Source organism: Thalassoglobus sp. JC818 (genome assembly GCF_040717535.1).
GTDB lineage: Bacteria > Planctomycetota > Planctomycetia > Planctomycetales > Planctomycetaceae > Thalassoglobus.
Window position 1 is genome coordinate 64,682 of the sequence record NZ_JBFEFI010000012.1, and the last position, 25,900, is coordinate 90,581.

20 protein-coding genes and 1 other RNA gene are annotated in these 25,900 nt (G+C 52.3%); 11 read left to right on the forward strand and 10 right to left on the reverse strand.

All coding sequences use genetic code 11. The features are described 5' to 3' along the window. Positions 1 to 14 precede the first annotated feature (14 nt). Positions 15 to 1,436 carry a sulfatase gene (locus AB1L42_RS21685; protein WP_367061436.1) on the reverse strand — a complete coding sequence of 474 codons (1,422 nt, stop codon included), beginning with the start codon at positions 1,434 to 1,436 and terminating at the stop codon, positions 15 to 17. 180 nt (positions 1,437 to 1,616) lie between these two features. Here AB1L42_RS21685 and AB1L42_RS21690 point away from each other — a divergent pair, with 180 nt between their 5' ends. Beyond that, entirely contained in the window at positions 1,617 to 2,681 is a 1,065-nt protein-coding gene (locus tag AB1L42_RS21690; RefSeq protein WP_367061439.1) for an Ldh family oxidoreductase, read from the forward strand. A 49-nt stretch (positions 2,682 to 2,730) separates the two neighbouring features. Here AB1L42_RS21690 and fbp read toward each other — a convergent pair whose 3' ends face one another. Continuing rightward, a complete protein-coding gene (gene fbp, locus AB1L42_RS21695) occupies positions 2,731 to 3,735 on the reverse strand; it encodes a class 1 fructose-bisphosphatase (RefSeq protein ID WP_367061508.1) in 1,005 nt (334 codons plus the stop codon). Positions 3,736 to 4,201: 466 nt separating this feature from the next. Here fbp and AB1L42_RS21700 point away from each other — a divergent pair, with 466 nt between their 5' ends. After that, positions 4,202 to 4,999, forward strand: coding sequence for a hypothetical protein (locus AB1L42_RS21700; RefSeq protein ID WP_367061442.1), 798 nt, complete (start codon positions 4,202 to 4,204; stop codon positions 4,997 to 4,999). A gap of 131 nt (positions 5,000 to 5,130) precedes the next feature. On the opposite strand, the gene AB1L42_RS21705 is transcribed toward AB1L42_RS21700, so the two are convergent. After that, positions 5,131 to 6,108, reverse strand: a complete 978-nt coding sequence (locus AB1L42_RS21705; RefSeq protein ID WP_367061445.1) for a hypothetical protein — start codon at positions 6,106 to 6,108, stop codon at positions 5,131 to 5,133. A 502-nt stretch (positions 6,109 to 6,610) separates the two neighbouring features. On the opposite strand from AB1L42_RS21705, the gene rimK reads away from it, so the two are divergent. From rimK to AB1L42_RS21735, 6 genes are all read left to right on the forward strand, one after another. Continuing rightward, the gene (gene rimK, locus AB1L42_RS21710; protein WP_367061448.1) at positions 6,611 to 7,846 is read left to right on the forward strand and encodes a 30S ribosomal protein S6--L-glutamate ligase; all 1,236 of its coding nucleotides are present in this window, start codon (positions 6,611 to 6,613) and stop codon (positions 7,844 to 7,846) included. Positions 7,847 to 8,009: 163 nt separating this feature from the next. Then, entirely contained in the window at positions 8,010 to 9,236 is a 1,227-nt protein-coding gene (locus AB1L42_RS21715; protein WP_367061451.1) for a 3-dehydroquinate synthase, read from the forward strand. 160 nt (positions 9,237 to 9,396) lie between these two features. Then, a complete protein-coding gene (locus tag AB1L42_RS21720; RefSeq protein ID WP_367061454.1) occupies positions 9,397 to 10,302 on the forward strand; it encodes a radical SAM protein in 906 nt (301 codons plus the stop codon). 51 nt (positions 10,303 to 10,353) lie between these two features. Further along, entirely contained in the window at positions 10,354 to 11,142 is a 789-nt protein-coding gene (locus tag AB1L42_RS21725; RefSeq protein WP_367061457.1) for a metallophosphoesterase family protein, read from the forward strand. 288 nt (positions 11,143 to 11,430) lie between these two features. Further along, positions 11,431 to 12,540 carry a Gfo/Idh/MocA family oxidoreductase gene (locus AB1L42_RS21730; RefSeq protein ID WP_367061460.1) on the forward strand — a complete coding sequence of 370 codons (1,110 nt, stop codon included), beginning with the start codon at positions 11,431 to 11,433 and terminating at the stop codon, positions 12,538 to 12,540. 7 nt (positions 12,541 to 12,547) lie between these two features. Next, complete coding sequence (locus AB1L42_RS21735) at positions 12,548 to 14,059, forward strand: hypothetical protein (RefSeq protein ID WP_367061462.1); 1,512 nt, start codon at positions 12,548 to 12,550, stop codon at positions 14,057 to 14,059. Here AB1L42_RS21735 and AB1L42_RS21740 read toward each other — a convergent pair. After that, complete coding sequence (locus tag AB1L42_RS21740) at positions 14,045 to 16,306, reverse strand: transglutaminase family protein (protein WP_367061464.1); 2,262 nt, start codon at positions 16,304 to 16,306, stop codon at positions 14,045 to 14,047. The two genes, AB1L42_RS21735 and AB1L42_RS21740, sit on opposite strands and share 15 nt — an antisense overlap. Positions 16,307 to 16,746: 440 nt before the next feature. Between AB1L42_RS21740 and AB1L42_RS21745 the strand changes: the two genes are divergently transcribed. Then, complete coding sequence (locus tag AB1L42_RS21745) at positions 16,747 to 17,691, forward strand: LysM peptidoglycan-binding domain-containing protein (protein WP_367061466.1); 945 nt, start codon at positions 16,747 to 16,749, stop codon at positions 17,689 to 17,691. A 102-nt stretch (positions 17,692 to 17,793) separates the two neighbouring features. On the opposite strand, the gene ffs is transcribed toward AB1L42_RS21745, so the two are convergent. After that, an RNA gene (gene ffs / locus AB1L42_RS21750) (signal recognition particle sRNA small type) lies at positions 17,794 to 17,889 on the reverse strand. Positions 17,890 to 18,186: 297 nt separating this feature from the next. On the opposite strand from ffs, the gene AB1L42_RS21755 reads away from it, so the two are divergent. Both AB1L42_RS21755 and nadD read left to right on the forward strand, forming a co-directional pair. Then, positions 18,187 to 18,660, forward strand: a complete 474-nt coding sequence (locus AB1L42_RS21755) for a CBS domain-containing protein (RefSeq protein ID WP_367061468.1) — start codon at positions 18,187 to 18,189, stop codon at positions 18,658 to 18,660. A 250-nt stretch (positions 18,661 to 18,910) separates the two neighbouring features. Next, positions 18,911 to 19,510 carry a nicotinate-nucleotide adenylyltransferase gene (nadD, locus tag AB1L42_RS21760; protein WP_367061470.1) on the forward strand — a complete coding sequence of 200 codons (600 nt, stop codon included), beginning with the start codon at positions 18,911 to 18,913 and terminating at the stop codon, positions 19,508 to 19,510. Between the two features lie 81 nt (positions 19,511 to 19,591). Here the strand turns inward: nadD and AB1L42_RS21765 are convergent, their stop codons facing one another. The 5 genes from AB1L42_RS21765 to AB1L42_RS21785 form a co-directional block, all read right to left on the reverse strand. Further along, on the reverse strand, positions 19,592 to 20,980 hold the full coding sequence (locus AB1L42_RS21765; RefSeq protein WP_367061472.1) for a DUF1080 domain-containing protein: 1,389 nt from the start codon (positions 20,978 to 20,980) through the stop codon (positions 19,592 to 19,594). A 183-nt stretch (positions 20,981 to 21,163) separates the two neighbouring features. Then, entirely contained in the window at positions 21,164 to 21,628 is a 465-nt protein-coding gene (locus tag AB1L42_RS21770) for a metalloregulator ArsR/SmtB family transcription factor (RefSeq protein ID WP_367061474.1), read from the reverse strand. A gap of 252 nt (positions 21,629 to 21,880) precedes the next feature. Then, positions 21,881 to 22,036 carry a hypothetical protein gene (locus tag AB1L42_RS21775; RefSeq protein ID WP_367061476.1) on the reverse strand — a complete coding sequence of 52 codons (156 nt, stop codon included), beginning with the start codon at positions 22,034 to 22,036 and terminating at the stop codon, positions 21,881 to 21,883. 260 nt (positions 22,037 to 22,296) lie between these two features. Continuing rightward, positions 22,297 to 23,289, reverse strand: a complete 993-nt coding sequence (locus AB1L42_RS21780) for a hypothetical protein (RefSeq protein ID WP_367061478.1) — start codon at positions 23,287 to 23,289, stop codon at positions 22,297 to 22,299. A 132-nt stretch (positions 23,290 to 23,421) separates the two neighbouring features. Then, positions 23,422 to 25,746, reverse strand: a complete 2,325-nt coding sequence (locus AB1L42_RS21785; RefSeq protein WP_367061480.1) for a tetratricopeptide repeat protein — start codon at positions 25,744 to 25,746, stop codon at positions 23,422 to 23,424. Between the last annotated feature and the right edge of the window lie 154 nt (positions 25,747 to 25,900).

Consider the following 25,900-nt stretch of genomic DNA (forward strand, 5'->3'; position numbering starts at 1 on the left):
GATGGCGACGTCGATCATTTTCGATCGGCGCGGTATTGAGGATTGGGAGTCGTCGGGATCGGGGCATTGACAGCATTTCTCCATTCGACCATGGCATCGTGCAGCCTCTTGAGATCTTCCGGGTGTGACTTGGAAAGATCTGTTTCTTCTCCGAGATCGGATTCGAGGTTGTAGAGCTCTCGGCGTCCTGTTTCGAACCACTCGATCAACTTCCAATTGCCCATTCGAATTGCACCGGCTGGAGTCGTTCGAAACGGTCCGCCATGAGGATCGCCTTTTCCTTGAAGGTAACAAGGGAAGTGCCAGAAGAGAGCAGGGCGATCGAGTGACGATTCGTGGTCCCGCAGAAGCGAACAAAGGCTGAGGCCGTCGAGTTCGACGCCCGATGGAGTGGGGGTGTCGGTCATTTCGAGAAGGGTTGGGTACAGGTCGATTCCGATGACCGGTTCGCTGCATCGTTGATTTGCTGCGGTTACTCCCGGCCACTTAATCAACAACGGTTCTCGAATTCCACCTTCGTACAGCATCCCTTTCGCTCCACGGAGCGGAGCGTTCGAGGTTGCACCACCGTAGCCGCCATTGTCGGAGAAGAAGAGGACGATTGTGTTGTCATCCAATCCGCATTCCTTCACGACATCCAGCACGCGGCCGACGCTGTCGTCGACGCTTTCAACCATAGCTGCATACTTTGCGTTGTTATGGTTTTCCGTTGCTTGCTTCTGTTGATATTTCGCGACCAGTTCCTCTTTCCCCTGGATTGGGGTGTGAACTGCGTAGTGAGTCAAATAGAGGAAAAATGGTCCTTCTTGGTTGTCCTTGATGAAGTTGCAGGCTTCCGTGGTTAATCGATCAGTGAGGTATTCGCCGGGTTCTTCATTGACAAGTTCCGGGTATTTGTAGGGGCTGTGATAACCTCCTCCACTGGGGCTTCCCCATTCGCGACCGGCGATGTTGATGTCGAATCCCTGTGTTTTGGGATCGTCGCCGAGGTGCCATTTCCCCATGCTGGCTGTGGTGTATCCGTTGCCCTGGAGTGCCTCAGCAATGGTGACGAATTCGTCCGCCAGAACAGTCTCGTTTTCAATGGGTTCAAGCTTGCGTTGCTTGTTGTTCCCTCGTGCTGGGTCGCCAACCGTGTAGATTCCATGTCGCGGCGTATACTTCCCGGACATCAGACAAGCGCGGCTCGGTGCACAATTCGGTGCATTGGCGTAAGCATCGGTGAAGATCATGCTCTGTTCGGCCAGGGCATCGATATGAGGAGTTTCGTAGTATTCGCTCCCCATGTAGCCAAGATCTGTCCATCCGAGATCATCGATAAAGAAGAAGACAATATTCGGTTTTTCGGCCGCATGCAGTTGGAAACTCGTGCTGACTAGAATGATGCCAAGGCAGTGAATCAACGAGTGCATGATGCTGCGGGGGAAGAGATTCATTGATGATGGATTTCTTGCTGACTGCAGGGAGCAGTATTTGTGGGTGAGAGAGATTCGACTCCAGAATGGCGATTCTGAATAATATCAGCAAGCGTCCATGCGTGACTCGTTTCGCAAATCCAGCTACCCTCTGCATCGATATCAACCTTCGTTGAGTTCTCAATCTAGTCTGAAGTTGCCATGTCGCCATCGATTCCGATTCCTACTGACTCTCCCGATCAGATTCGAATTCCGGTCGAACAAATTGTAGCTGTCATCGAGAAGATTCTCGTCAAGAAGAGCCTCTTTCAGTTCGATGCGACCGTCGCAGCTCAACGTCTGGTCGAAGCTGACCTGTACGGGATTCCCTCGCATGGGTGCGGACGCATTCTCGATTTAGTTTCTGCCATTGATTGCGGTGACGTCGATCCGCGCGCCCGGGTTCTAATCGTCGACGAAAATGATGTGCTTTCTATCCTCGATGGAGGACGAGCACTGGGGCATCTGGCCGCAACGAAGGGTGTTGAAGCTGCGATCGCGAAAGCCAAGTCGTCAGGCGTTGGGATTTCCTGTATTGGAAACAGTCAAACGCTCGGCGCGCTTTCCGTTCCACTTCGCATGGCCAGTGAGAAAGGGCTGATCGCGATTGGATTCAGCAGCACCGGTGGTGCGACCGTTGCAGCTCCAGGAACGACGATAGGAGTAGTCGGAAACGCCGCCTTTGCTTATGCGATCCCGAGGAAAGACTCGCCACCGATCGTTTTTGATACAGCTTGTGGCGTGGAGTCCTGGGGGAAGCTGAGTCTACTGAAACGATTTGGAGTATCGATACCGGATGAGATTGCCTTCGATACGGAAGGCCAGCCAACATCCGACATTGAAGCTGCTGCCGCTTTGATGCCACTGGGAGGAGAACTCGGATTTGGCCTGTCTCTGCTCGGATCGATCGTCGCGGGCCCGCTTGCGGGTGGGCAGATGGCCATTCGGAAGAAGGGAACCGATTCCAGCGACGACTCACAGCACTTTTTTATTGTTCTCGACATCGAGCACTTCACCGAAACCGATCGCTTTCAGAAGCGAGTCGATGTCGCAGTCGCGGAGATGAGGGAAAAGGCGAATGAGGGCTGTCAAAGCTTTCGGCTCCCCGGCGAGCAAGGGGCTGACAGCTTCAAGGAATTCTCAACGACCGGGATTCCGCTTCACTGTTCGATTGTCGAAGAAATCAAACAGCTTGCGCAATCCCTCGGCGTCGAAGTGTCGTTCTGAACTTCAGGACAATGGATGTTTCGAGAGAAAATGCGTTCGAGCATGAACATTATCCGGCGGTCACGCTGCTCGCGGTTTTCATCATCTCAGTGAATGCGTCCATTTCGACGCGGCTGCCGACCACGAGTGGAGTTCGCTGATGAATTCCTTCGGGTTCGATATCAAGTATTCGTCGGTCCCCGTCGATGGCGATTCCACCGGCCTGTTCAGCGAGAAACGCCACCGGGTTCGCTTCGTACAGGAGCCGCAATTTTCCGTCTGGATGCGATTCGGTTGGGGGATAGAGGAAGATTCCCCCTTTCAAGAGCGTGCGATGGAAGTCGGCGACCATCGAGCCAATGTATCGCGATGAGTACGCGTGGTTGAGTTGTCCCTGTCGGAGATGGTCAATGTATTGACGATAGACTTCGGGGAACTGATCCGAGTTTGCTTCGTTGAGCGAGTAGTACTTGCCTTGCTCGGGCATGCGAATGTTCTCATGACTCAGAACGAACGCGCCAATTGTCGGATCGAGTGTGAATCCGTGAACGCCGTTCCCTGCGCTGTAAACAAGCATTGTCGATGAGCCGTAGAGAACATATCCGGCAGCGACCTGGCGGCTTCCGGGCTGTTGAATCCACTTCTCCGGTTTGTTCCAGTCTTCCCCGTGTGGACGATGCAGGATTGAAAAAGTCGTTCCGACGCTCACGTTGACGTCGATATTCGAAGAGCCATCCAGCGGATCAAAGATGACGGCGTAATTTGCATTGGGAGAATCGTGGTGCATCAACGCAGGCTTTTCGTTCTCCTCAGATGCCAGAATTCCGATGCTTTCACGATGGCTGAGGCACTCGCCGAGTACCTCGTTGGCGTAAACATCGAGTTTCTGTTGGACTTCTCCCTGAACGTTGGTTTCACCATGTTCACCGAGAAGATCGGTCAGACCAGCTCGACGCACTTGGGCCTGAATCATTTTGGCTGCCAGCGTGATGCCTGACATCAGCCACGAGAATTGCCCAGATGCACCCGGAAAACGATGCTGTTCCTGCAGGACGTGCTGCTGCAGGGTTGTGATCCGTCGTTCCGTGCGCGAGGTGAGTGGGATCGCTTCTTCCGAATTCATCTGAATAGTTCCTCAAGCCAATTCGTGAGCCGTTGCTCGGACGAAGGCGAGCCTCTTCGTCCTCAACCTTGTTAGTCCTTGAACATTCATTACGTCAATGCAACTTTGGAATTCCCATAGTATAGACCGCTTTCCGGGATTTCTCAGCGTTTGTTCGGATGGGTTTCCTCGAACTGAATAGCGTCATGAAACCGCATTCGTCAGTGAAAGCTGATTCGAGACTCTCTAACAAGGTCTTCCCGAAACAGTTTGTTCACAAGGCTTAACAACTGTCGATGCCACGTTCGCGACTTCGGAGGAGTCTGAATGACAGGTGATTCGGGATGGTTGACATTGGTGGACTTCAACCACAATACTTGGATTTCTCAGGTTGTCCTCCGTAGATTCTCCAATAATTCGCCGCCCCTGGTGTGGGCACATGACTGACTTGCGCTTAAATGCAACTGCGAAGCTAATTCTGGATGAAGTCGAGCAGCTTCATAGCAAACAGAGACAGCCGTCTTCCCCATCCGCGACCTCTGAATCGGGTGTGGCATGTGCCCCGCAAGCACTCTTTCAACGCGGGCACGAACTTGAACAAGACAATCTTCCGTTCGAAGCGATGGAAGTCTGGAATGAAGGTCTCGAACTGGCTTCGATGACCGATTCGAATGATTGGGTGGTTCGAATCTGCATGGCGAAAGCAAGTCTTTGGACGCAACTCGGAGACTCAAACGAAGTGAAGCGAGCGCTTCAGCGGGCGACGAGCGCGATCTTCCGAGACGAGTTCATCGAAGTTGAAGAAGAGACTTATTACGAGCTTTTACTTCGTCACGCGAATGTCCTGATTGCAGAAGGAGAGAAAGGGGGCGCCCGACGGCTTTTGATGTCCCTGATTCATCTGGAAGCCGATGTGAGAGTGGCTGCGTATCTGGCGTTGATACGAGCGGACCTCGACGCTGGTGATGTGACCGGCGCGAGGAACTGTCTTTCATCGCTGCTGGAAAACCAGTCGTTTTCTAGAGAATCCAACGATGGACTTCGGGCTCTTGTTCTCCAATGCGAGATCGAATTCCTGGAGGGAGAATCGAGATCGTGTCATCAAACTGCTCAGGCAGCGCTGAGTCTTCTGGACACGCTGTCAAATGATCAGTCTCATCGCCAAGCGTGGGATTCGATTCGCAATCACCTCAACCTGATCATTCGACAGACGACTGAAGAAACGTCGTTCAATTGAGAAGGCGCGCTGTCGTGAAAGATGGAGCACTTTCTGATTTTGTGTGCACGATCTCACTTGAGCGAGCACAGCCCTTTCAACTTATGAAACAGTGCAAGCGAGTGCATTGGGAAGAGCAACTTGCTCTAGAATCACGCTGCTCCTCTCGAACGCGGGTTTCTAAGGAGGTCGAATTCTTCATCCTCGATGGCACTCTGGACGCTCAATCCCGCCCGCACCGCTCGAATTCGCCGCTTCACCGAGCGTCTGAGAACTGATTGATACCCAACCGTTGTGGCGAACAGCGTAATCAAGTCAACAAACCGCCTGTCATCCGCCAGCATTTCATCATAAATCAGAATGTGTGCGTTGTACCCGAGTCCGATCAGCGCACCGTCAATCTCACCAACAATGCCATTCTGACCGACAATCGAATAGTCCGCTCCGATTGAAACCCACTTGCGTTTGATCCTCAGGTAACACATTCGGTCTTGCTTGTCGTCGTAATAGCTGAAGCTGAATGTCGACGGAAAACGCAGCAGGCGGTTGTTCTCTTGCAGCAGGGTCATGTATTCGTACCGCTCGAGCGAACTCGCGAACGAGAGCATCGTACGTTTGGCTCCCAGCGAGTTGTGAACCTCTCTTGAGACGACTTCTTCAATTGAGCCCGCCCAGTTGATGCGTTTCGTCCCGGTCCGAAAAAGCTTGAGAACGAGTCTGCGGTTCTCGATCTCTTCCGGCTGCGTCGACATGACCCGATCTTTTTCGAGACGCAGCTGAAACTCGCGTTCCTTGGCGACGCTCAGTTTCCCGGTCCGTTGATGTTTCTTTCGTAACCACTCTTCACGATCTTCCAGAATCTTGCGAAGGATCCGCTCACGTTGTTCCGGGTTGGGGTGCCAAATGTCGGATCGAATCCCCACGATGTGGGTTGAGTCCCAGGAATCGTCAGAGATGTTGCGTTCGGAAACGGTTCCGCAGACATCCATATTGGCGCCGAATCGCTGATCGTCCGCCTTCTTGAGACGTTGAAGCAACTCGATATTCGTTGGATGCAGACTCATAAACGCCCACATGTCCAAATATCGATGCGTGCAGGCTCGTTTGAATTTCGATCGACTCCAGAACATCAAATGATCCTTGGAGAGGTTTCACGAAGCATGGAATGTGCCGCAAACCGTTGACCCGGTTCGTGTAGTCATCGGGAACTCGGACTGGTCGGGAAGTAAGCTGTCGAGAATCTAAGATCTGGGCGCAGGACGGGACGTTGTAATCACGATGGCGTGCTGCATACAAACTGCACCAAAACGCCTCAACCTCGAAGTTCCGTGCGGGTGGGGAAGGGACAGTCGATCAGCGGTTTTTGCCGACAATAGCCGCTGCAACTGAATCCCTGAGGCTGTGATGAGCAGAGCCGGACTTTTCGAGCTGGGGTGAAGTTTCGTTGAGCGAGTTGCCGACTCAATCAGAGCGTGGAAAGGTGGTCACAGAAGAAGATTCGAAATCTTGAGCGATAGGTTTTACAATGAATTTGGCTTTGAGTGTTCGGTTTTGCCGTGTGTGGGTCCGGTGGCTCAAAGTTCGGTAAGCATGTCGCCTCATCAGTTTTTCAGTTCCAATCGACCCAATCCAATGAAACTCGCCATTCTTTCTTGTAGCCCGAAGTGTTACAGCACTCGTCGACTGGTTGAAGCGACGCGTCAACGCGGCCATACCGTCCGGGTCCTCAATACGTTGAAATTTGCGATTGATCTGGAAGAAGGGGAACCAGAGCTCTACTACCGAAGCCAACAGCTCGAGCACTACGATGCTGTTCTTCCCCGAATCGGAGCTTCCATTACGTACTTCGGCACTGCAGTGGTTCGCCAGTTTGAGCAGATGGATATCTATTCGGCCAACAGTTCGAATGGAATTGCTAACTCTCGCGATAAGCTTCGAAGCCTCCAGATTTTGAGTCGACATCAGATCGGAATCCCACAAACGACGTTTGTGCGTGATCGGGCTGATGTTTTGCCTGCCATCAAACGGATCGGTGGGGCTCCCGTGATCATCAAGCTCCTCGAGGGAACTCAGGGCGTGGGAGTCATTCTCGCGGACACGGTGAAGGTCGCTGAGGCGATTATTGAAACGCTGCAAAGCACGAAGCAAAACGTGCTTGTTCAGAAATTCGTCTCGGAAAGCAAAGGAAGAGACGTGCGGGCTTTCGTCGTCGGCGATCAGGTCGTGGCAGCGATGCGACGTGTTGCGCAGGGGCAGGAGTTCCGGAGCAATGTCCATCGTGGTGGCAAGACCGAACCGGTCGAGCTGGATGAACGATATCGCGATGCGGCTGTCCGAGCGGCTCAGATTATGGGCCTCCGTGTTGCGGGGGTCGACATGCTTGAAGCGAAGGATGGACCGCAGATCATGGAGGTGAATTCGTCTCCGGGCCTCGAAGGAATTGAAACCTGCACTCAGTTGGACATCGCTGGCTCGATTATCGATTACATCGCAGCTCAGGTCGACTTCCCTGAGATCGACATTCGCCAGCGTCTGACTGTCAGCCGGGGCTACGGCGTTTCTGAGATTCATATCCCGGAAGGCTCGGAATACATCGGAAGGACTGTTGCCGAGTCTGGATTGCGAGAGAAAGATATCAACGCACTCACGCTGTATCGCGGAACGACCGTGATCCCCAATCCGCGATCGGATCGCATTCTGGAGCCAGGCGATCGACTGCTCTGCTTCGGAAAACTGGAGTCGATGCGGCAACTGATTCCGAAGAAAGCGCTACGTCGTCGTCGTCCAACCGTTCAGGAACTTCACACAAATGAAGGTGCAGATCAGAAACCCGATTTCTCAGTCGCTCATCCTGATGAGCCGATGTGATTGGTTTCGACACGTGGGTCTAGCAAAGCTGTCAGCCAGTGCGGGGATTGACTTGCAACACCTCATTCAATGCGCAAAACTATATTGATCAATCCTGCGTCCCTAGCGGACTCCCTTCGAACTACAGCAGCCGATTTTTCGCTGTCCCTGCCATAAAGTCGTCATGAACCGAGAACTTACATCCCACCCAGAGGGTGCCGACTCACAGAACAATTCACTCGACATTCAATTTCACGTCCCCTGCGTGCATCGATTGCGCTTCACGATGGATTTGTTTGGACGTGACCAGAATGTCCTGGCAGACCTTCTGGAACCTTCAGGTGATCGCATTCCCAGAGTTCAATTCTGGGTCGATGAATCGCTGGCGAAAGCCCTACCAAATCTCAGTTCAAAGATCCGTCGATTCGCTAATACGCACTCAAACGAATTGAATATCGTCGGCAACATTCAGACATGCCCGGGCGGGGAAGAGGTCAAGAACGACATCCATATCATTGAGCGGATGTTGAAGTGCATGAACGCGGCAGATCTTGATCGCCGCAGCTATGTTGTGGTCATCGGGGGAGGAGCAGTTCTCGATGCGGTCGGTTTTGCAGCAGCGATTGCCCATCGCGGGATTCGACTCATTCGGATTCCTACAACGACGCTGGCTCAAGCTGACTCTGGAGTCGGGGTGAAGAACAGCGTCAATCTGTTCGCGAAGAAAAACTGGATTGGCACGTTCAACGTCCCATGGGCAGTCATCAATGACGAGGCGATGCTGGAAACGCTTCCGGATCGCGAGTTTCGCAACGGTTTCTCGGAAGCAGTGAAGGTTTCTCTGCTGAAAGATGCAGAAGAATTCGCACGCATTGAACGTGACGCACATCGGATTCGTGAACGCGACATGGAGGCAGCACGACCGGTCATTCGCAGGTCGGCCCAGCTTCATATCGAACACATCACAGCCGGTGGAGATCCCTTCGAAGCACTTGAAGCCCGTCCTTTAGATTATGGACATTGGTCAGCCCACAAGCTGGAACCGATGACCAACTTTGAGGTTCGCCACGGAGAAGCTGTTGCGATCGGTGTGGCTGTTGACACGGTTTATTCTTCGCTCGTGCATGGTTTGCCGAAACAGGACGCGGAGCGTGTCCTGCACTGCCTCCGCAACCTCGGTTTGCACTTGAATCATCCAATGCTTCATGAAACAGAGACGTTGCTGGAAGGGCTTGAAGAGTTCCGGCAGCATCTTGGAGGCCGACTCACGTTGACGATGTTGCCAGAGATCGGAAAGAAAATCGACGTGCACGAAGTCGACAAAAAGCAAATGCTGCGGGCGATTGAAACGGTCGTCGACTTCATGTCTGAGCCTTCGGATTCGATCACGCTGGATCAACGCGAAGGATAGGAAGACTCGACATCTTTGGTGAGTTTGTTCACCGAAACTGTCCTTCTGATTGCGGATGCTCTCGTGTGAAGCTTTCTAAGTTTTCAGCGAGTCCGTTTCTTGTCACACTCAATAAGAGACGAGTTCGTCCAGTCAATCAGTTTTCTCAGAGTCAACGTGTATGGAAGCCGAGTCACTTTCAATCGAACGTGCTCCGCAAGTGGAGATCAATGATCTCGATGAGTTGTGGTTTCAGGTTGCCGGAACGCTTTGCAATCTGGAATGTCATCACTGCTTCATCAGTTGTAGCCCGAAGAACGACTCGTTCGGTTTTCTTTCTCTTGAGACAGTTCGCAAATACTTGTTGGAGTCCGTTCCTCTGGGAGTGAAGGAGTATTACTTCACAGGCGGCGAGCCGTTTCTCAATCGGGAAATGGTTCCCATACTGGAAGAGACACTCACCTTTGGCCCTGCTACCGTCCTCACCAACGGAACTGTTCTCAAAGATGCTTGGCTCGAGCGACTGAGACGTGCTGAGGACGAGTCCGGATTCACACTGGAGTTTCGCGTTTCGATCGACGGTCCCACGCCGGAAATCAACGATCCGATTCGGGGAGAGAGAACTTTTGAACGTGCCATGATAGGCGTAGAGTCATTGGTTCGTCATGGGTTTCTTCCGATCATCACCATGACGCGAACCTGGGAGGACCACGAAGACGATGAGATTCTGTCGCGTTTTCGAGATGTTCTCGCGAACCACGGCTATGATCGTCCCCGGCTGAAACTGCTCCCTCGTCTTAAAATCGGGGCTGAGTCGCAACGGACCTGCGGCTACGAAACGTATGAGCGCGTCGATGAGAAAATGATGGAAGAGTACGATTCGTCAATTCTCGTATGCAGCCACAGTCGACTCGTTTCTGATCGCGGAGTGCATGTTTGCCCGATTCTCGTGGAGAGTCCTGACTCGATTCTCGGAGAGTCACTAAGTGACTCAATGCAGCCGTTCGAGATCGCTCACGGAGCGTGCTTCACGTGTTACCAGTACGGTTCCATTTGCACGAATCCCTCGTCCAGTCGCCGCGAGTAACGGCGGAGCCTCTCAGCATCGCAAAGTATTGGTACGAAGTGAAAGTGGAAGATGGGGAAGACGCGAGTTGCACTCTTTGGAGGGGTCTACAACAACTGGGTGGCTCTAGAAGCTGCGATTCGTGACGCGAAAGCACGAGGTGTTGATGATCTGTTTTGCCTGGGAGACTTAGGCGCCTTCGGACCACACCCCGATAAGGTCTTCCCGCTGTTGTTTGACCATCAAGTGCGAGTCGTGCAGGGGAATTACGATCACAGCATCGGTCACGATTTGAATGACTGTCAGTGCGGATACACCGACCCTCGAGACAATTACTTCGCGCAGATCAGCTACGAGTACACTTACGAGAACACAGACCCAACGAATCGACGCTGGTTACGAGACTTGCCGCCAGAAATTCGGCTGGAGATTGAAGGCCAGCAGTTCCTTCTCTGTCATGGGAGCCCCCGCAAAACAAATGAGTTCCTCTGGGAATCGACGACGAGTTCGCACTTTCTGGAGAAGCTGACCCGAGACTTCGAGTGCGACGTCATCTGCGGAACGCATACCGGTCTGCATTGGGAACGGGAACTTTCAAATGGCGGGCGTTTTATCAACGTCGGTGTTCTGGGGAGGCCAGAAAACGACGGAAACCGCAACGTCTGGTATACGCTTTTAACCGTCAGTGGCGGAGAAGTTGAGGTAGAGTTCGTGCCGCTGGAGTACGACTATCAGCGTTTGATTGCTGAAATGAAGGCAGAAAAACTGCCGGATGAATTCGTTCAGACGATTGAAACCGGTTGGTGGACGACGTGTTTGGAGGTTTTGCCCGGTCGAGAGCGACGTTCGGGAAAGTTTTGATCTATCGAAAATCGCAAGGCGTCTGCGACTTCTTCTCAAATTAAATCGGTTCGGTTGCGATTTTAAAACAAACACTCAAAGATGCTTCGAAGGCCCCCCGAAAACCGTCTGAGTCTTCTCACAGTCTGATCTGACAGCGATGTGTCGGAAGATTCATGAAATAGTAAGTGCATATCTCGGAATGGTTTTGGCGAATTCCCGCGAGTCAAGAGAACGATCCACTTGATCGAAGACGTCACTGTGCGGAAATCCATCTCGCCATCTGATCAATTTTGAAAGACTGATTAAATGACCGACAAGAAGTGTCGATGGGGAGTGCTCGGAGCGGCTGCCATCGCGATGAAAAACTGGGACTCCATTCGCAATTCAGGGAATGGAAAGCTGGTCGCAGTCGCCAGCCGTTCCAAAGAACGCTCGGAGCAATTCATCGATGCCTGCCAGATGAGTCGACCGGTTGCCGATCGTCCAGATGCTGTCGAGGGATATCAAACGCTTCTCGACCGTGACGATATCGATGCTGTTTATGTTCCACTACCGACTGGCCTCCGCAAAGAGTGGGTGATCAAAGCTGCTCAGGCGGGCAAGCACGTGATGTGCGAGAAGCCATGTGCCGTTTCAGTTGCGGACTTGCGTGAAATGATTGACGCCTGCCGCGAGAACAACGTTCAGTTCATGGATGGGGTGATGTACATGCACTCCAAGCGACTGCCAGCGATTCGAAAAGTTCTCGACGACGAAAACAACCTCGGTCAGCTTCGCCGTATTCAAACGCACTTTTCCTTCTGTGCTCCTGAAGAGTTTGTCCAGAACAACATCCGCGTTAGCAGCGAACTCGAGCCGCAAGGGTGTGTCGGCGATCTCGGTTGGTATACGATTCGAATGTGTCTGTTCGTGATGAACTATCAACTGCCGAAAACCGTCTCGGGTAGACAACTCGGCGAACATGGTCGAGCGGACAGCCCGAATCCAGTTCCAATGGAATTTGTCGGGGAGCTTCAATTCGACGGAGGAGTTTCCGCCGGATTCTACAACTCATTCCGAACCGACCATCAGCAGCTTGTTCATGTCAGCGGTACCAAAGGGAATCTGCAACTTCACGATTTCGTATTGCCGTACTTTGGAAATGAACTTGGATTCGAAGTCAACAAGCCGGTCTTCAATGTCGATGGCTGTGAGTTTGTGATGGAACGTCACCGAACACAGCATGCTGTCGCCGAATACAGCAACAACGCACCGGACGCGCAGGAAGTGAATCTCTTCCGCAATTTCAGTGACCTCGTGTTAAGTGGAAAAGTCGATCCGTTCTGGCCGGAAGCTGCATTGAAAACGCAAATCGTCATGGACGCTTGCCTGGAATCGGCACGACAGGGTGGAGCAACAATTGAGTTGACGGAGTAAGCAGATTGTGGACGCCTCGGAATTGAACCGTTGGCAAAGTCGCATTGTTGCAATCGCACTGACAATGTGCGGTGTCGGTTGCAACGATTCGCAATCTCCGCAGGAGCCGACTCGGTCTGCTCTTGAGGGGCCGGTGGTGACGACGAGGTCGCCTGCTGCCGAACATGAGCAAACAGTTTCAAACAAAGAAGCTGAGACTTCAAATTCCGATGAAGTGATCGACACACAGCCGGGGCTGATCTTTCGCCCTGACGACGATCGGCGTGTTGTCGACCCTCAAGTGCTGGAAAACGCGGACATTGACGTCATCGAGTCTAAGCGTCTGCGTCTTTATACCGACGTCGATCAAGACATCGCTCGCAACATCCCTCCGGTGATTGATCTCGTCTACGAGCGATTGCTTGAAGACTACGGTCCCTTGCCGCCCGCTCGCGACGAAAAAGAGTTTCAGATGTCCGGTTACCTCATTGGCGATCGTGACCGGTTTCTGGCTGCCGGGTTGTTGCCGGCGAAGTTAGCAGGGTTTCAGCATGGTCAACACTCCGGACAAGAGTTTTGGATGTATGACCAGGAACTCGATTATTATCGACGCCATCTGGCCATTCACGAAGCGACGCATTGTTTCATGATGCGTGTTCCGGGAATTCATCCTCCCCTGTGGTACCTCGAAGGGATGGCGGACTTCTACGGGACCCATCGGTTCAATGAACGCGGACACCTGGAGTTTGGCGTGATGCCGGACTCTCCGAAAGACTTTCTCGGTTTCGGGCGGATCGACATGATTCGTCAAGAAGTCGAAGCAGGAAGAGCTCTCAGTGTCGTTGAAGTGAGCGAACTTGGGGAGGTCGAATTCAGCAGATCGCGTTCAACTCCTTACGCCTGGAGTTGGGCACTCTGCAAATTTCTGGACACTCACCCTCGATACCAAAAGCGGTTCCGGCAGCTTCGCGATCATCTCATCGGCCCTGGTTTTGTTGAGACCGCCGAACAGCTCTTCGCTCCCGACATGTGGCTACTCGAAGCAGAGTGGGAAGAATTTTGCCGAGCCATTGATTTCGGATGGGAGTTCGAAGCGAATGCGTTTGTCGTGGGGACTGAGCCTCCAGTTGATCTTCCTCCGACTGCGACTCTTACTATCGCGGCGGATCAAGGGTGGACGTCGTCAGGTTATGACTTGAAGGCCGGTGAAGGAGTTCAAGTCACTGCAGACGGCCAAGCTGTGCTCGATTCGTCTCCAGTTGACTGGGTAAGTGAACCTCAGGGAATCACGTTTGAATACGCGAATGGGTTTCCCGTAGGTCGACTGATGGCAGCTGTTTTAGTTGATCCGGCAGAAGTTAATGAATCGAATCAGAAGAGAATGGAAGTTGTCGACATCGGGAAATCAGGACTGGTCCGATCAGAAGTCGGCGGCTTACTGATGTTTCGGGTGAATGACTTTGGCAACAACCGTTCGAACAATGTTGGATCGTACGAGTTGACTCTGGAAGCAGTCGATGATGCCTCAGTCGCTCCCTGATCCCGCGTTTCTTTGTCGTTCGAGAATTGCGTCTTGAAGTTCACGCACGCGATCAAGTTCGATCTCAGGTGGCTGCTCTTGAAGAACTTTTCCGACCTCTTCCAGCCCTTCGTCCCAGCGTTTTGTGTTGTAGCAGAGCACCGCTTTATAGAGTCGATCTTCAACAGAAGTTGGATCGATCGTGAGCAACGTTCGCGTGTAGCGAAGAGCTGCTTCGAGGTCGGAATCTGAATTCGCGATACCAATCAGGTTTCTCAGCATGCGCTTGATGATGGACGTTGCATCTTGTGGATCTAAATAGCTGTCTCGCCATGTCAGACCTGTCATTTCCCGCACCCGTTGGCGGCACATCTTCTCGCTGAGCACGGTCCCTTTGTCGAAAACGTCGATGAATCTTTCTTCTTCTGGAAGATCAACACGCACCAGAAAGTGTCCGGGCAAGCCGATTCCGGATGCCGTTAACCCGACTCGTTCTGCAAGCTCGATGTACAGTAGCGAGAGGGTGAGAGGAAGTCCTTCGCGGTCGTCAATCACTTCGTTGAGGTAGCTGTTTGACGCACTGTAATAGTTCGTTCGACTGCCATGAAAACCGTTCTTCTCGAAGAGGAACTCGTGAAACGCGTCGAGCTTGTCTGCAGGAGTCAGTTCGTCTGAGGTCGAGTCCAGAAAACGCTGCGCGAGTGCATCGACAGCCTGACGATACTCGTCAACGTTCAGATCAGGATTGTCCAGTCGTGCGATGAGCAAAGCTGCTTCAAGCAATTCAGGCGGGGAACTTTCAAGCTTTGCGACGAGTTCCGTCCGCGTCTGTTCTTCGTGGATTTCTCTGGCCAGTACACGCAGTTGTTGCGCTTGTGCTTCCAGCGTTTGCGCAGCGGAGTGCAATGCTTTCTGTCCGACCATATCGAGGTCTGTTTGTTTTCGAACGAAGTCGATCGGAATTGGGTTGGCGACCGGAACCTCACTCGCGAGCGAGTTGACTCGCGCCAAGACCTCAGGGCTGGGACGTTCATCTGGAAGTTCAGAGCCGAATTGAAATCGCTTGAATGAAGCTGTCGTGTGCCGAAACTTGACGAGTCCGATTCGCCCGGAATCGAGCTGCGGATTTGGCTGTTCGAAAATCAGCTCATCGTTGCAGTAGCAGAGAAGTCGGTCGGGCTCGACTCGAACTTTGATTCTGTTCCAGGAATCTGGAATCCAGTGATGTGTCATCTGGTTCTGCTGAACGTTCCAGCTGTACACCGTCGGCCCGTTGAAGTGTGTGAGTCTTAAGGCGCCGCTGCTCGGATAGAATCCGTAATGAATGTCACTTCCGTCGGAATGAAAGGCCAGACCAGCCGCTCCGTCTTCTTCGTGAACGAGAACGTCTACTGCCACCTCGAACGGCAACTCCGGCAGGGCTCCTCGGTAAAGACAAAGTGCACGTCCACCAAAGCCATCTCCCTGACCCGAGACATGAATCTCGCCTGCCCGTTGTCTCCAATTCACGCTTGAACCTTGAGGTTCCCACCGCTCTGGGTTCAAGGCTCCGATTGTCAGCCATTGCTCCATCTGCACAGGATTTGGCGATTCGAGCAGATCATGGACAGCTTCAATCGGAACGGCGTAGCCAAGGTTGTCCGTCAATCGCGACTTGAGAGTCAGCAATCCGTGAACTCGTCCATCCATGTCGAGCAAGGGGCCTCCACTGTTTCCCTGTTCGATGGGAATGGCCAACTGGATCAGCTTCATCTCGCCTTCGCCATCTCGAAACCCGGAAACGACTCCGGTCACGACACTGTGCTCCAACCCTTGCGGATTGCCGAGTGCGAAAATGACTTCACCCTGGTCGAGCGAATCCGGTTCTGCGAGAGGCAGGGGAGTCAAATCAGTGGCGTCGATCTGAATTAAAGCGACGTCGCGAAGTTTGTCTGTGGCATAAACCGAGGTGACTTGAAACTCGCGATCGTCGTACAGGCGGACTCGAATCGGACGAGCTTCACCGACGACGTGCAGATTGGTTGCAATGAGCCCATCAGATCGAACGACAAATCCGGTCCCAATTCCGAGTGGATTCCCGTCTCGCCCCAGCATTTCGACAACGACTGTCGACTCCTGCGACCGTGTCAGAGTCAGAAGAAAGTTATTGTTGTCGACCGCACTGAACTCAACAGGGATCTCGGGGATCGTAATGATTTCTTGAGCATTCAGCGTCGAACTGACAGCGATCAGGATTCCCCACGTCAAACGCTGAATATTTTGATTCATGACCTGCCTTAAATCGAACCTCAAGAAATTTCGTCCATTCATTCTAAGACTCGCCGTCGCAGTGTCTACGACTCTAAGCAGCTTTCGACCGATCACCTCAATTTGGCTCGTTTTGAACTGACTCTCAGATGGTGTTTCCAAAGACTTGGGATGATGCATGCTGCTCACGCCAGAACTCGGAAAAATGGACTGATCGTCAGAGCAGCCAGAGTCGGAAAGATCGCCACGAGGCGGACTGTCGCGCCAATTGTTGAATCGTTGGCGAGTCGAAGGAAGTGTGGCTCAAGTTTCCGGTCTCAGTCGATGCAATCGACGCCGACGACCGAAGAAGAGAGTGTTGTTCGAAACTTCCGAACGTGTCGTCCGCGAAGCCATTCTGAAACTTATCCAAAGATATGCGAAGCGATGCCAAACTTGGCTTGGCGTTAGGAATCCTCGTTGTGGGATTTGCGATCGCATTCTGCTTTCCACGCGTCATCGTGAAGCCTTCTTCAGAAACGTCTTCCGTCGAAGAAATCCCGGACGACTCAGAAATCGAGTTTCTTCCGATTCGGCACTATCAGCGTGACGAAAGAACGTTGATTGCGGATGGAGCCTCGACAGTTCATGACGATGTCAGCAATCGTGAGCAGGCTCGACCAGAATCGACGGTGACATCCAGTCGTGACGAGCGCTCAACAGTCCAACCGGAATCTCTCATCCCTGCGGATGCGGACCAACCGTATCATTTAAATCGGGAAGCCGATGTCGCTGGGCGAAAAGAGACTTCTGTCCAATCACAATCGGGTGCAGTTTCAGAGAACGAAAGGTATCTCGATGCGTCGACGGGGAGTGCTCTTAATGCAACTCGCTCGGGTCTAGTGCCAGAGTCGTCAGTGGCATCGAGTGTTTCCGAATCGGAGTTGGAGCAGTCTTACGTTGTGCGGCCAGGGGATACGTTGTCAGGAATTGCCCATCGTACGCTGGGGCAGGCAAGTCTTTTTCAGAAGATCTTCGAGTCCAACCGGGATGTGCTCGACAGCCCCGACGATTTGAGGCCCGGGTTAACGCTTCGAATCCCGCCGTCTGGTGATCGGAGTTTAGAATCGAAGATCACGACAGTCGAATCGGCTCCATCAAACGGGGCGGACGAATCGCAAGCTGCTGGTGATTCGCTGCAGATTTCCGCCTCGGAAAAAACACCGGTCCTCCCGCTTAATTTCATTCCCCCACCGAAAGGGCGTCGGCACGTCGTGCAAGTGGGTGAAACTCTCGAATCGATCGCGATTCGCTATTACGGATCGCCAAAAGGTGTGTCTCGGATTCGGTCAGAGAATCCGACTCTGACAGGAGGGGATCATCGTCTCCAGCCAGGGACAACCTTGAGAATTGGCGGCACACCCTAAGCTAGATCGGTGTCCTGTTGTCGCCTCGTGTCTGCTGGTGCCCGTTTTTTGCTCTCGGCGATGCTCAAACAAGAATGCATGCTGGTTCAAAAGAAAGAGCCGAAAGGCTACCTCCCCAGCACCTGAAGCCAAAAGTTAAGGCTGCTCGGTTTCCCGCCTGACCTGGTTCCTAAGGACCCCACCGCGAGGGAGATAGCCTTTCGGCACCTCGAGGAAGCAGATTACAGAATCTGTGAAGGCAATGCAAACCCATGAGGTAAAGGGAGATCCGCTCGAAAAGGGCCATTCTCGAGTATTTTCGTCAAGCCCTGTTTTCATGAATTCTTCGAAATTACCAAACGCAAAATAAAGGTATCAAATATTGTTGATGAGACATTCTCGTTTTTGGTAAAATCCTCTCGCCAAACTGGATGGTGATCCTTTCTCGCGGAATCCCCTGAGAACTCTTTGACGGGGATGACACACCTCACTCCTTTTTCATTGAGGACGCAAAGTATGGTGACAAGTAACACGACGGCTCGACACATCATGACCAGGCGGGTCATCACAGTGACTCCCGATCAAGATCTGTTAGAAGTCATTGGATTGCTGATCAAAAACAAGATTTCCGGAGCACCCGTTGTGGACCGGAACGGGCGGTATCTTGGGGTCTTCTCTGAAAAGTCATCAATCAGCTTGCTCATGGATGCAGCAGAACGCGGGACTCCAACGAATCGAATCGAGAGTTTCGTAGACACAAACGCGGCAACGGTCACTCCTGACACGGGACTATGGTCGATCGCTCAGATCTTCATGACGTCTCACTATCGTCGTCTGCCCGTCATTGAGTCCGGTCGTGTTATTGGGTTGATCAGTCGTCGTGATGTGCTCAAGGCAGCCCACGCTTTGATGGACCCGATCGAACCGCTTGATTCGAGCGTGCTCTATCTCAGCTCTGTTGGTGATCGATCAAGAGCTCCTGTCGCGTAAGGTCAACAAAACTGTCAGTTGAAATCATCTTGTCGATTTACAAAGTCGACTTGCAGCCATGACAACCCGTTGAGGAAGGCGTGCTTTTTAGAATCCGCTTGAATCTCAAAGGCTCGCAGATGATTCTGCGAGCCTTCATTTTCGTACACTGAAGCTGTACCTTTTCGTCGCGTGAGCAAGCCGCTTTTCATGATGTGTTTGCAAAAGTGGTTGGATTCAGTTGGGACTCGAACTCCTCGGCGGCGAAAGAATGCGAATTGGTATCTACGGCGGAACCTTCGACCCGGTTCATCTTGGGCATTTGATTCTTGCGGAAACGATCCGCGAATCATTGTCACTCGACGAGGTCCGTTTCGTTCCAGCTTTCGTGAACCCGCACAAACAGGGAAGGCCAGTCACCCCTCCGAAGCTGCGACTGGAGATGCTGCGTTTTGCATTGGCGGGAAATGCCGGGCTTCGTCTGTCCGAGATCGAGATCAAACGCAAGGGCCCCAGCTACACCTATGAGACGTTGGAAGCCATTGCCGCAGAGCATCCAGAGGCAGAGTTGTTTCTGCTGGTCGGAGCGGACTCACTTGACGATTTTCCGAAGTGGAGAGAGCCAGAGAGAATTCTTGATCTGGCGACGCTTGTGGCCGTCAACCGAGGTCGGGAAAGCCCGGTGATCCCGTCGACGATCGATCCCGATCGAGTCCTACTCACATCAATGCCCGCGATCGACATTTCTGCATCGGAAATTCGTGAGCGAGCACAAGCCAGCCGGAGCATTCGATACCTGACTCCACGGGCAGTGGAGTTGTTTATCCAGTCGAATCAGTTGTACCTGGAACAAGAGTCCGAAAACTCCTGATACGATTCAGCTCTCTACAAGACGCTGTTGGAATTAGTGAGCTATGGCGCATCGAGGAGTCTCTTCTTCTTGTCGGTCGAGTTACTCATCACTTTTTGAGTGAGTTGGAAACTCCGCGATTTTGAGATTCTGAAACGACAGATCGGTTGTCGGATCGTGCCCTTGCAAGCTCAAGTGACCTGCTTCAACTCGGAGCCCTCGACGCGGATTCGGGTCGGGCTTTCGAGTGTCGACCCAGTCCACAACCTGATACCCGTTCACCCAGCAACAGATTCTTGGACCGTAGGTGATGAGCGTGGAGGTGAACCACTCGTTGTCATCAGCGACAACGTAGCGGGCATCAACCCTTCGAAAGATTGCTCCCGTACCGGAGTTGTTAGGGGTCCCACGACTCTCGTCGAAGCCGTTATGAATTTGGAATTCATAACCATTGGACGGAGCTTCGGCAGTTCCTGTTTCTGCTCGAAAGAAGAATCCGCTGTTCAACTCGGCAGCATGCGTTTTGGCGTCGGCTTGAAAGATGAAGTTCTTGTAGGTCTCTTCTGTCTCGAGGAAACCAGCTCCATCTTGAACATGAATCGTGCTGTCTTCGACGGTGAATTGACTCTTTGAGTCCGGGACTTCCCGCCAGTTTGTAAGGTCGGTTCCGTTGAACAGAGACGTCAGATTGAGAGGCCGTACAATGAGCTTTCGGAATTCGATCTTGCCGAAGTTCTTCTGAAGGGCGATGCGTCCGAGCGGAGCAACAGTGCCATTCGCGTTGTAGCTGAGAACCTGCTGATCGTTGTGATGAATGTCAACTTGATCGCCGTTGACGGCGATTTGGAAAGTGTTCCATTCATTGTTGGTGGGGATGTCAACGCTCGTTTTTTCGCGATTGACGAGGCTGCCGGTCAAAAAACCGTTGGGGTGTTCGTCGGCGATATTCACTTCGTAGCAGTCGGTCTTAATGTTCCCGGGAGGGAATTCTGTGCGGAGAAATAACCCGCTGTTGGTTCCTGTTTGCGTTCGATACTCACAGATCAGTTCGTAGTCGGCGTAGGGAACTGTTGTCATGAGAAATCCGACAGGTCCCTCTGAAGCTGTGATGGCTCCGTTGGAAACACTCCAGTTCGTTTCTGGATTGGTCGACTCCCAGCCGAAAAGAGAGACTCCGTCGAAGAGGCTGATCCAACCTTCGGATTGCTGCTCCGGAGTGAGTGGATTGTTGTAGTTCTCTTCTGTGATCGCGACTTGTTCGACCTCAACTTCCGTTGCGTCAGATGCTGTGGATGGAGCCGGTTCATTGGCTTTGGCGTTCGCTGCTTCGTCAGAAGCGGGACTCGATTCTGATGACTCAGATTCGACTGCGGGATCGTCGCCACTGGGGGATGGTGAACTGCAGGCGCTGAGGAACAGGCACAGAAAGCAGATCGCGAAAGACGCAAACTGGAAGCGGATTCTTCTAACAGGGGCGAACGACGATGCCATGAATTCTGCCACTCTCGAGAGAAAAGAAATTTCCCCCATCCTAGCGTTGTTCGCAGCAAAATCCGACCGAACGAAGGGCACAAAAAAACCTCGTGATCCAGTGGATCACGAGGCGGTGAATTCAGGACTTGAATTCTAAACCTGTTCGCAGCTTAGTCGCTGCCAACGAGAGCTCAACAAGTTCTAGTCGTTGTTGCGGGCTTGTCGGAAGATGAAATCTTCGAAGCGAACTTCTGAGAAGTTTCCTTCATCGGTGAAGCTGTGGAACAGTTCGCCCATGATCTTGTGGAACTGTCCCTGTTGAATTGAGTAGAAGTTGTGCTTGCCGTCACGTCGTGGTTCGATCAGACCAGCGACTCGCAGAAGTGCGAGGTGGTGGCTGACAGCTGGCTGGCTTTGACCGAGTCGCTCACAGAGAGCTGAAACGTGCAGTTCTTTTTCGCGTCCGAGGAAAAAGAGAATCTTGAGGCGTGTTTCGTCAGCGAGAAGTTTGAAGACCTGAACGAGGTCTTTTTCGAGTTGCTCGGAAATCTGAGGACCTTTGGCCTCTTTGTCCGAAGCTGAGTGGATGCCGGGTTCGGCCTGGATGCCGGTTCCTTCAACTGGGACTGGAGTTTCAGTTGTTGGCTCGGCAAAGTGAGTAATCATCTTGTCATCCTGTTTAGGTAAGGGATTCTTTTTTGAGGATTGGGCCTCTGAGGCTTCATTCCCGGAATCTGTCCGATGGGAAGCTCCAGTAGGCGGTTCTTGCTCCCCTGAGGGAGTGAAATCGCTAGTCAAGCTTTTGCTTTCATCTGCGGAACGTGGTCGCGGTCTTTGAGCTCAGTTATTGCGACCTGTGGTCAGGTCAGCGTGAGCTTTTTCTTCCAGGAAGCTTTCTTCCTTGCACCTGGAAAGTCTTTAGAAACTCACCAGCGGAATCGCTGATGTCTCAATCCAGTCGAATTCTCGATTGTTTCGATAGATTAGAACTCCGGTTGCCAGACAATTTGAGTGAGCGATTCCGATGAAGCAATCAATGTTGTTGCCTTCTTTCTGTTCGGTCACTGTAAGCAATCGCTATTCCATTCGCGGATGTCTGACTCGGTTTGTTACCGAGATGTTAGCTGAGAACTCCTATGGGTCAATTACTTCCTATGCGAGTTTACGGACTTCTAACAGATTTCCAAAACCTGAGATTCTGATTTCCAGTCCCATTGGTAGGGAATTGGACAAAATTGCTCAATTCGTGTGCATTCTGTGTGCATCAGATTGAGTCATGTCAGGGGGGTGATGCGAAATGACTCAGTAAATGATGCGACACTTCGCTGCAGCCGTCAGTCGTCAAAAAAATCCTGCTCGCCGTTGAGATGCAGGTAAGCGACTGTGTTAAGAACTGCTAAATATGGAACAATCAGAATCTGACCCACGACAGGGATTAGGTTTGCCGCAAAAAATGCCCCAATCTTAAGCACTCCCAGCGACAGGCAGACTTCAACATTGCGAAGCGTCAATCGCAACGCTGACCTGAGCGGAGAAACTCCCCGCTGATGTTGGTCGACCACGATGCGGCCAAACGGCCAGAGAAAGAATAAGGGGAAGATCAGAACGAAAGTCATCCAGTAGATGATCCCCGAGATGAGAAGAGTTCCGATCGGGCCGCGAATTTCGAAAGACTTCTGAAGATTTGGCGTTCGAGTGCGACACAGATCGAGGTAAAAGTTGAGGTGTCCAACCGCCAGGATCGAAAAGCAGAGGGACATACCCATCAAGCTGACAATAAAGAAGATAAGAATTGCGATTCCCGGTGGTTGTTGCGAAACGGCAGCACACATGCCGCCGATCATCAGGGAAAGAATGAGCCCCAGAACGGTGAACAGCAAATCAAGCAGTGTGACGGCGTAACAGGACGGCAGATTCTTCGTATATATTGTCCAGGTTTGGGAAAGAATACGCGAGAGATCGACTTCGCCAGGAACAGCCGTTGAGACCTCTTCGTGTTCAATCTCATAGGAAGTGCATTTGCAAATTCCCTGAAATTTCGGTGATCCACATCTTGGACACTTAGAAATCTGAGATTGTGCAGCATCATCGATCTGAGAGGATGGACTCAACCTCTCTTCACGAACCAGCAGGGCGGAGTCGCTCGCTGAATCATCGACAACGGCTTCGTCCCAGTCGTGAAAATCTTCGTCGTCGAATTGCGGTTCACTCTCGTACGGAACCCATGCTCGGTGATTGCAATGAGGGCATTGAACTGAGAGTCCAGCTTTTGTTGAGTTCGCGCGCAGATAGGCCTCGCACTCCGGACAATAGAACTCAATAGTCAAGATGACTTACTCCGCGACGCAATTGCCAACAAATCTCGAAACCGTTCCAGCGATGTCAAACTGGAAATTTGATCGATGCGCTGAGACTTCACGAGCTTAGCACCGGCAGTGCCAGATCGACCAAAGAAACTGTTATTCGGTCGACTCGTCTTCAATCTGAAGTTTGCTTCTCAGATCTTTCAAGAGTTTTTCGCTGGGATGCTCTTTCTCTTTCTCGATTTCGAGCGCTCGCTGAAAGTTCGCCTTGGCTTCTTCCTCTTGACCGAGTTTGAGCTGCGCGTCACCCAGATGGTCAAAGATTGTACTGTCGTCCCCATGCTTTTGTTCGGTCGCACTTTGAAGAACCTTCGCAGCTTCTTCGTACTCTCCGAGTCGGTACAGGACCCATCCCATGCTGTCGAGGTAAGCTGGGTTTTCCGGCTCGGCGGTCAGAGCTTTCTGGATCATTTCGCGGGCTTTCTCAAGGTTCTTGTCCTGATCGGCCCAGAGATATCCGAGGTCGTTGTTCGCTTGAGTGTTTTCGGGATCGGTTTCGAGGACATCAAGCAAGACCTGCTCACCCTGTTCCATGTCTCCCTGTTCGACATAGATGTTGGAGACACGAAACTGCGTGTCCTGCACAAGGTCCGTCTCTGAAGCGTACTGGCTGAGCACTTGATTGAAGTACTTCAGCGCCTGGTCCCAATCTCGGTTGTGGTAGTAGATCCAGGCTTTCTGGTACAGGAGACGTCCCATGATCGGATCAGGTGCGTTGTTCAGGGCCTCATCAACTGCTTCGAGAGCGCGTTCTGTCTGGCCATCGAATTGATAGGCATACGTCAGGAAGTAGAGGAATCTCCAACGTTCATTCTGCAGTGAGTCCGATGGATTCGTCAGAGCTTCGTTGAGCAGATCGATCGCCTCTTTGTAGCTCTTGTCATCGATCAGATATCCGCCGAGTTCGCTATAAAGCAGCGGTGGCGGATCGTTCCGCATTGCAATCGCAAGTCGATAAAATTCGATCGCAGCCTCGGTGTTCTCGGTCTCCGTGGCCATTTTTCCTAGGAAGTAAGCCTGAATGAACTGCAGTTGTGGATCGTCTCCCTCCGCCAATGTGCGAGCGGAGGCGTAAACTCCATTCAGGGTTTCTTCGTCCGATTTCAACGCTTCGAGTTCTTCCTCAAACCCTCTCGAGAGACGTTGGACATCTTCGGAAAGGCGATTCAATGCTTCGGGATCTTCGGCTCTGGGGATGACTTGAAACGCTTTCGTGAGAACGTCGAGGAGATTGTCTGAGTCATTTTCTTCTCGGTAGATTTGCAGCAGCCCGACCATGGCACGCGGATCGGTGACATCTGGGTTTGACCCAAGGTAAAGTTCTTTGGCTCGCTCAAGGTCTTCGCTCGCCAGCACTTTGTCAGCGAGGAAGAAACGCAGGACGTCATTGAATTCGTCCTTGGCATACATTTCGTCCAGTCGCTCATTCAGTTCGTCTTCCCGACCGAGTTCGTTTAAGATTTTCTCGAGGAGTTCATAGGCTGCGCGTCCGCGTCCCTGAAGTTGTGCGTCGAAGTATTCCTGCAGTGCTTCCAATGCCTGTTCGGGTTTGCCTGTCTCGTGGAAGACAGTCGCAAGGTTGAAGCTGTGAAGTCCGGGTTTGGCTTCGCGGTGTTTCGACGCTTCTTCGAAAGCTTTCAGTGCCAGATCCGGAAGGCCAGCTTTGAGAAATGTGTCTCCGAATTCGTCGAAGTTCTTGCCGGGGTCTTTGAGAACCTCCAGCTGCAGTTCTTCATCCACTTCACCGGACAGAATTGCATTCAGGACAATCTCATATTCAGTGGCAGCATTTTCGATTTCATTGTTGAGCCGGTAATAAAGACCGAGGTCACGATGCAGGAGCAAGTGTTGTCGGCTTCCAACTGAATAGTCGGCTTGATCAAGCGCGTCTTTGATCAGCTCGATTCCTTTGTCGAGTTGGCTGCGACTCGCAAACTGACCCGCCATTGCTGCGACGAGTTCGTATCCTGAATCGGTTCGCGAAGCTGCCTGCAAGGCGAGTTTCGCTGCTTCATCATGTTCCCGTTGAGCAAGCAGGAGTGGGATGAGCGTTTTGTAGGAGTCGGAGACATTCGGAGCGAGCTCGATGGCTTTTCGAAAAGCCTCCACTGCTGCGTCAAAATCACGACGTTCAAGAGCGATCCGCCCGGTCATGTAGAGAGCGAGTGCCTCCGTCGCGAGTTCTTCGTCATTCGTTTCGGGATTCTGTGGCTCGAAAGCTGAGAGTTCCTCTCCCGTCACTGGATCGATCATGCCCTCGAGAGGATTGATTCTCTGAGGAAGTTCGGGAGGGGGAGGAAGCTGGTCGTCTGCGGAAAGTGGCAATGACCCGATCAGAATGACCGAAGCGATGAGAATTAAAGCGGATGCTGAACTCCATTGAACCCATCGCTTGGTGAATGAAGAAAAACAGGCTGCCATTGCGAATCCTTTCCCCAACAGTGGGGTGTCTGTATAAGCCACCATCATGTGGTCGTAACCAATCTTTGTGCGCGAGTCTCTCAGTTCTTGTACTCGCGTGAACGGTTTGCTTCAGGCTGTCACTGAGCTCATTTGCTCCAATTGACGCCAACCA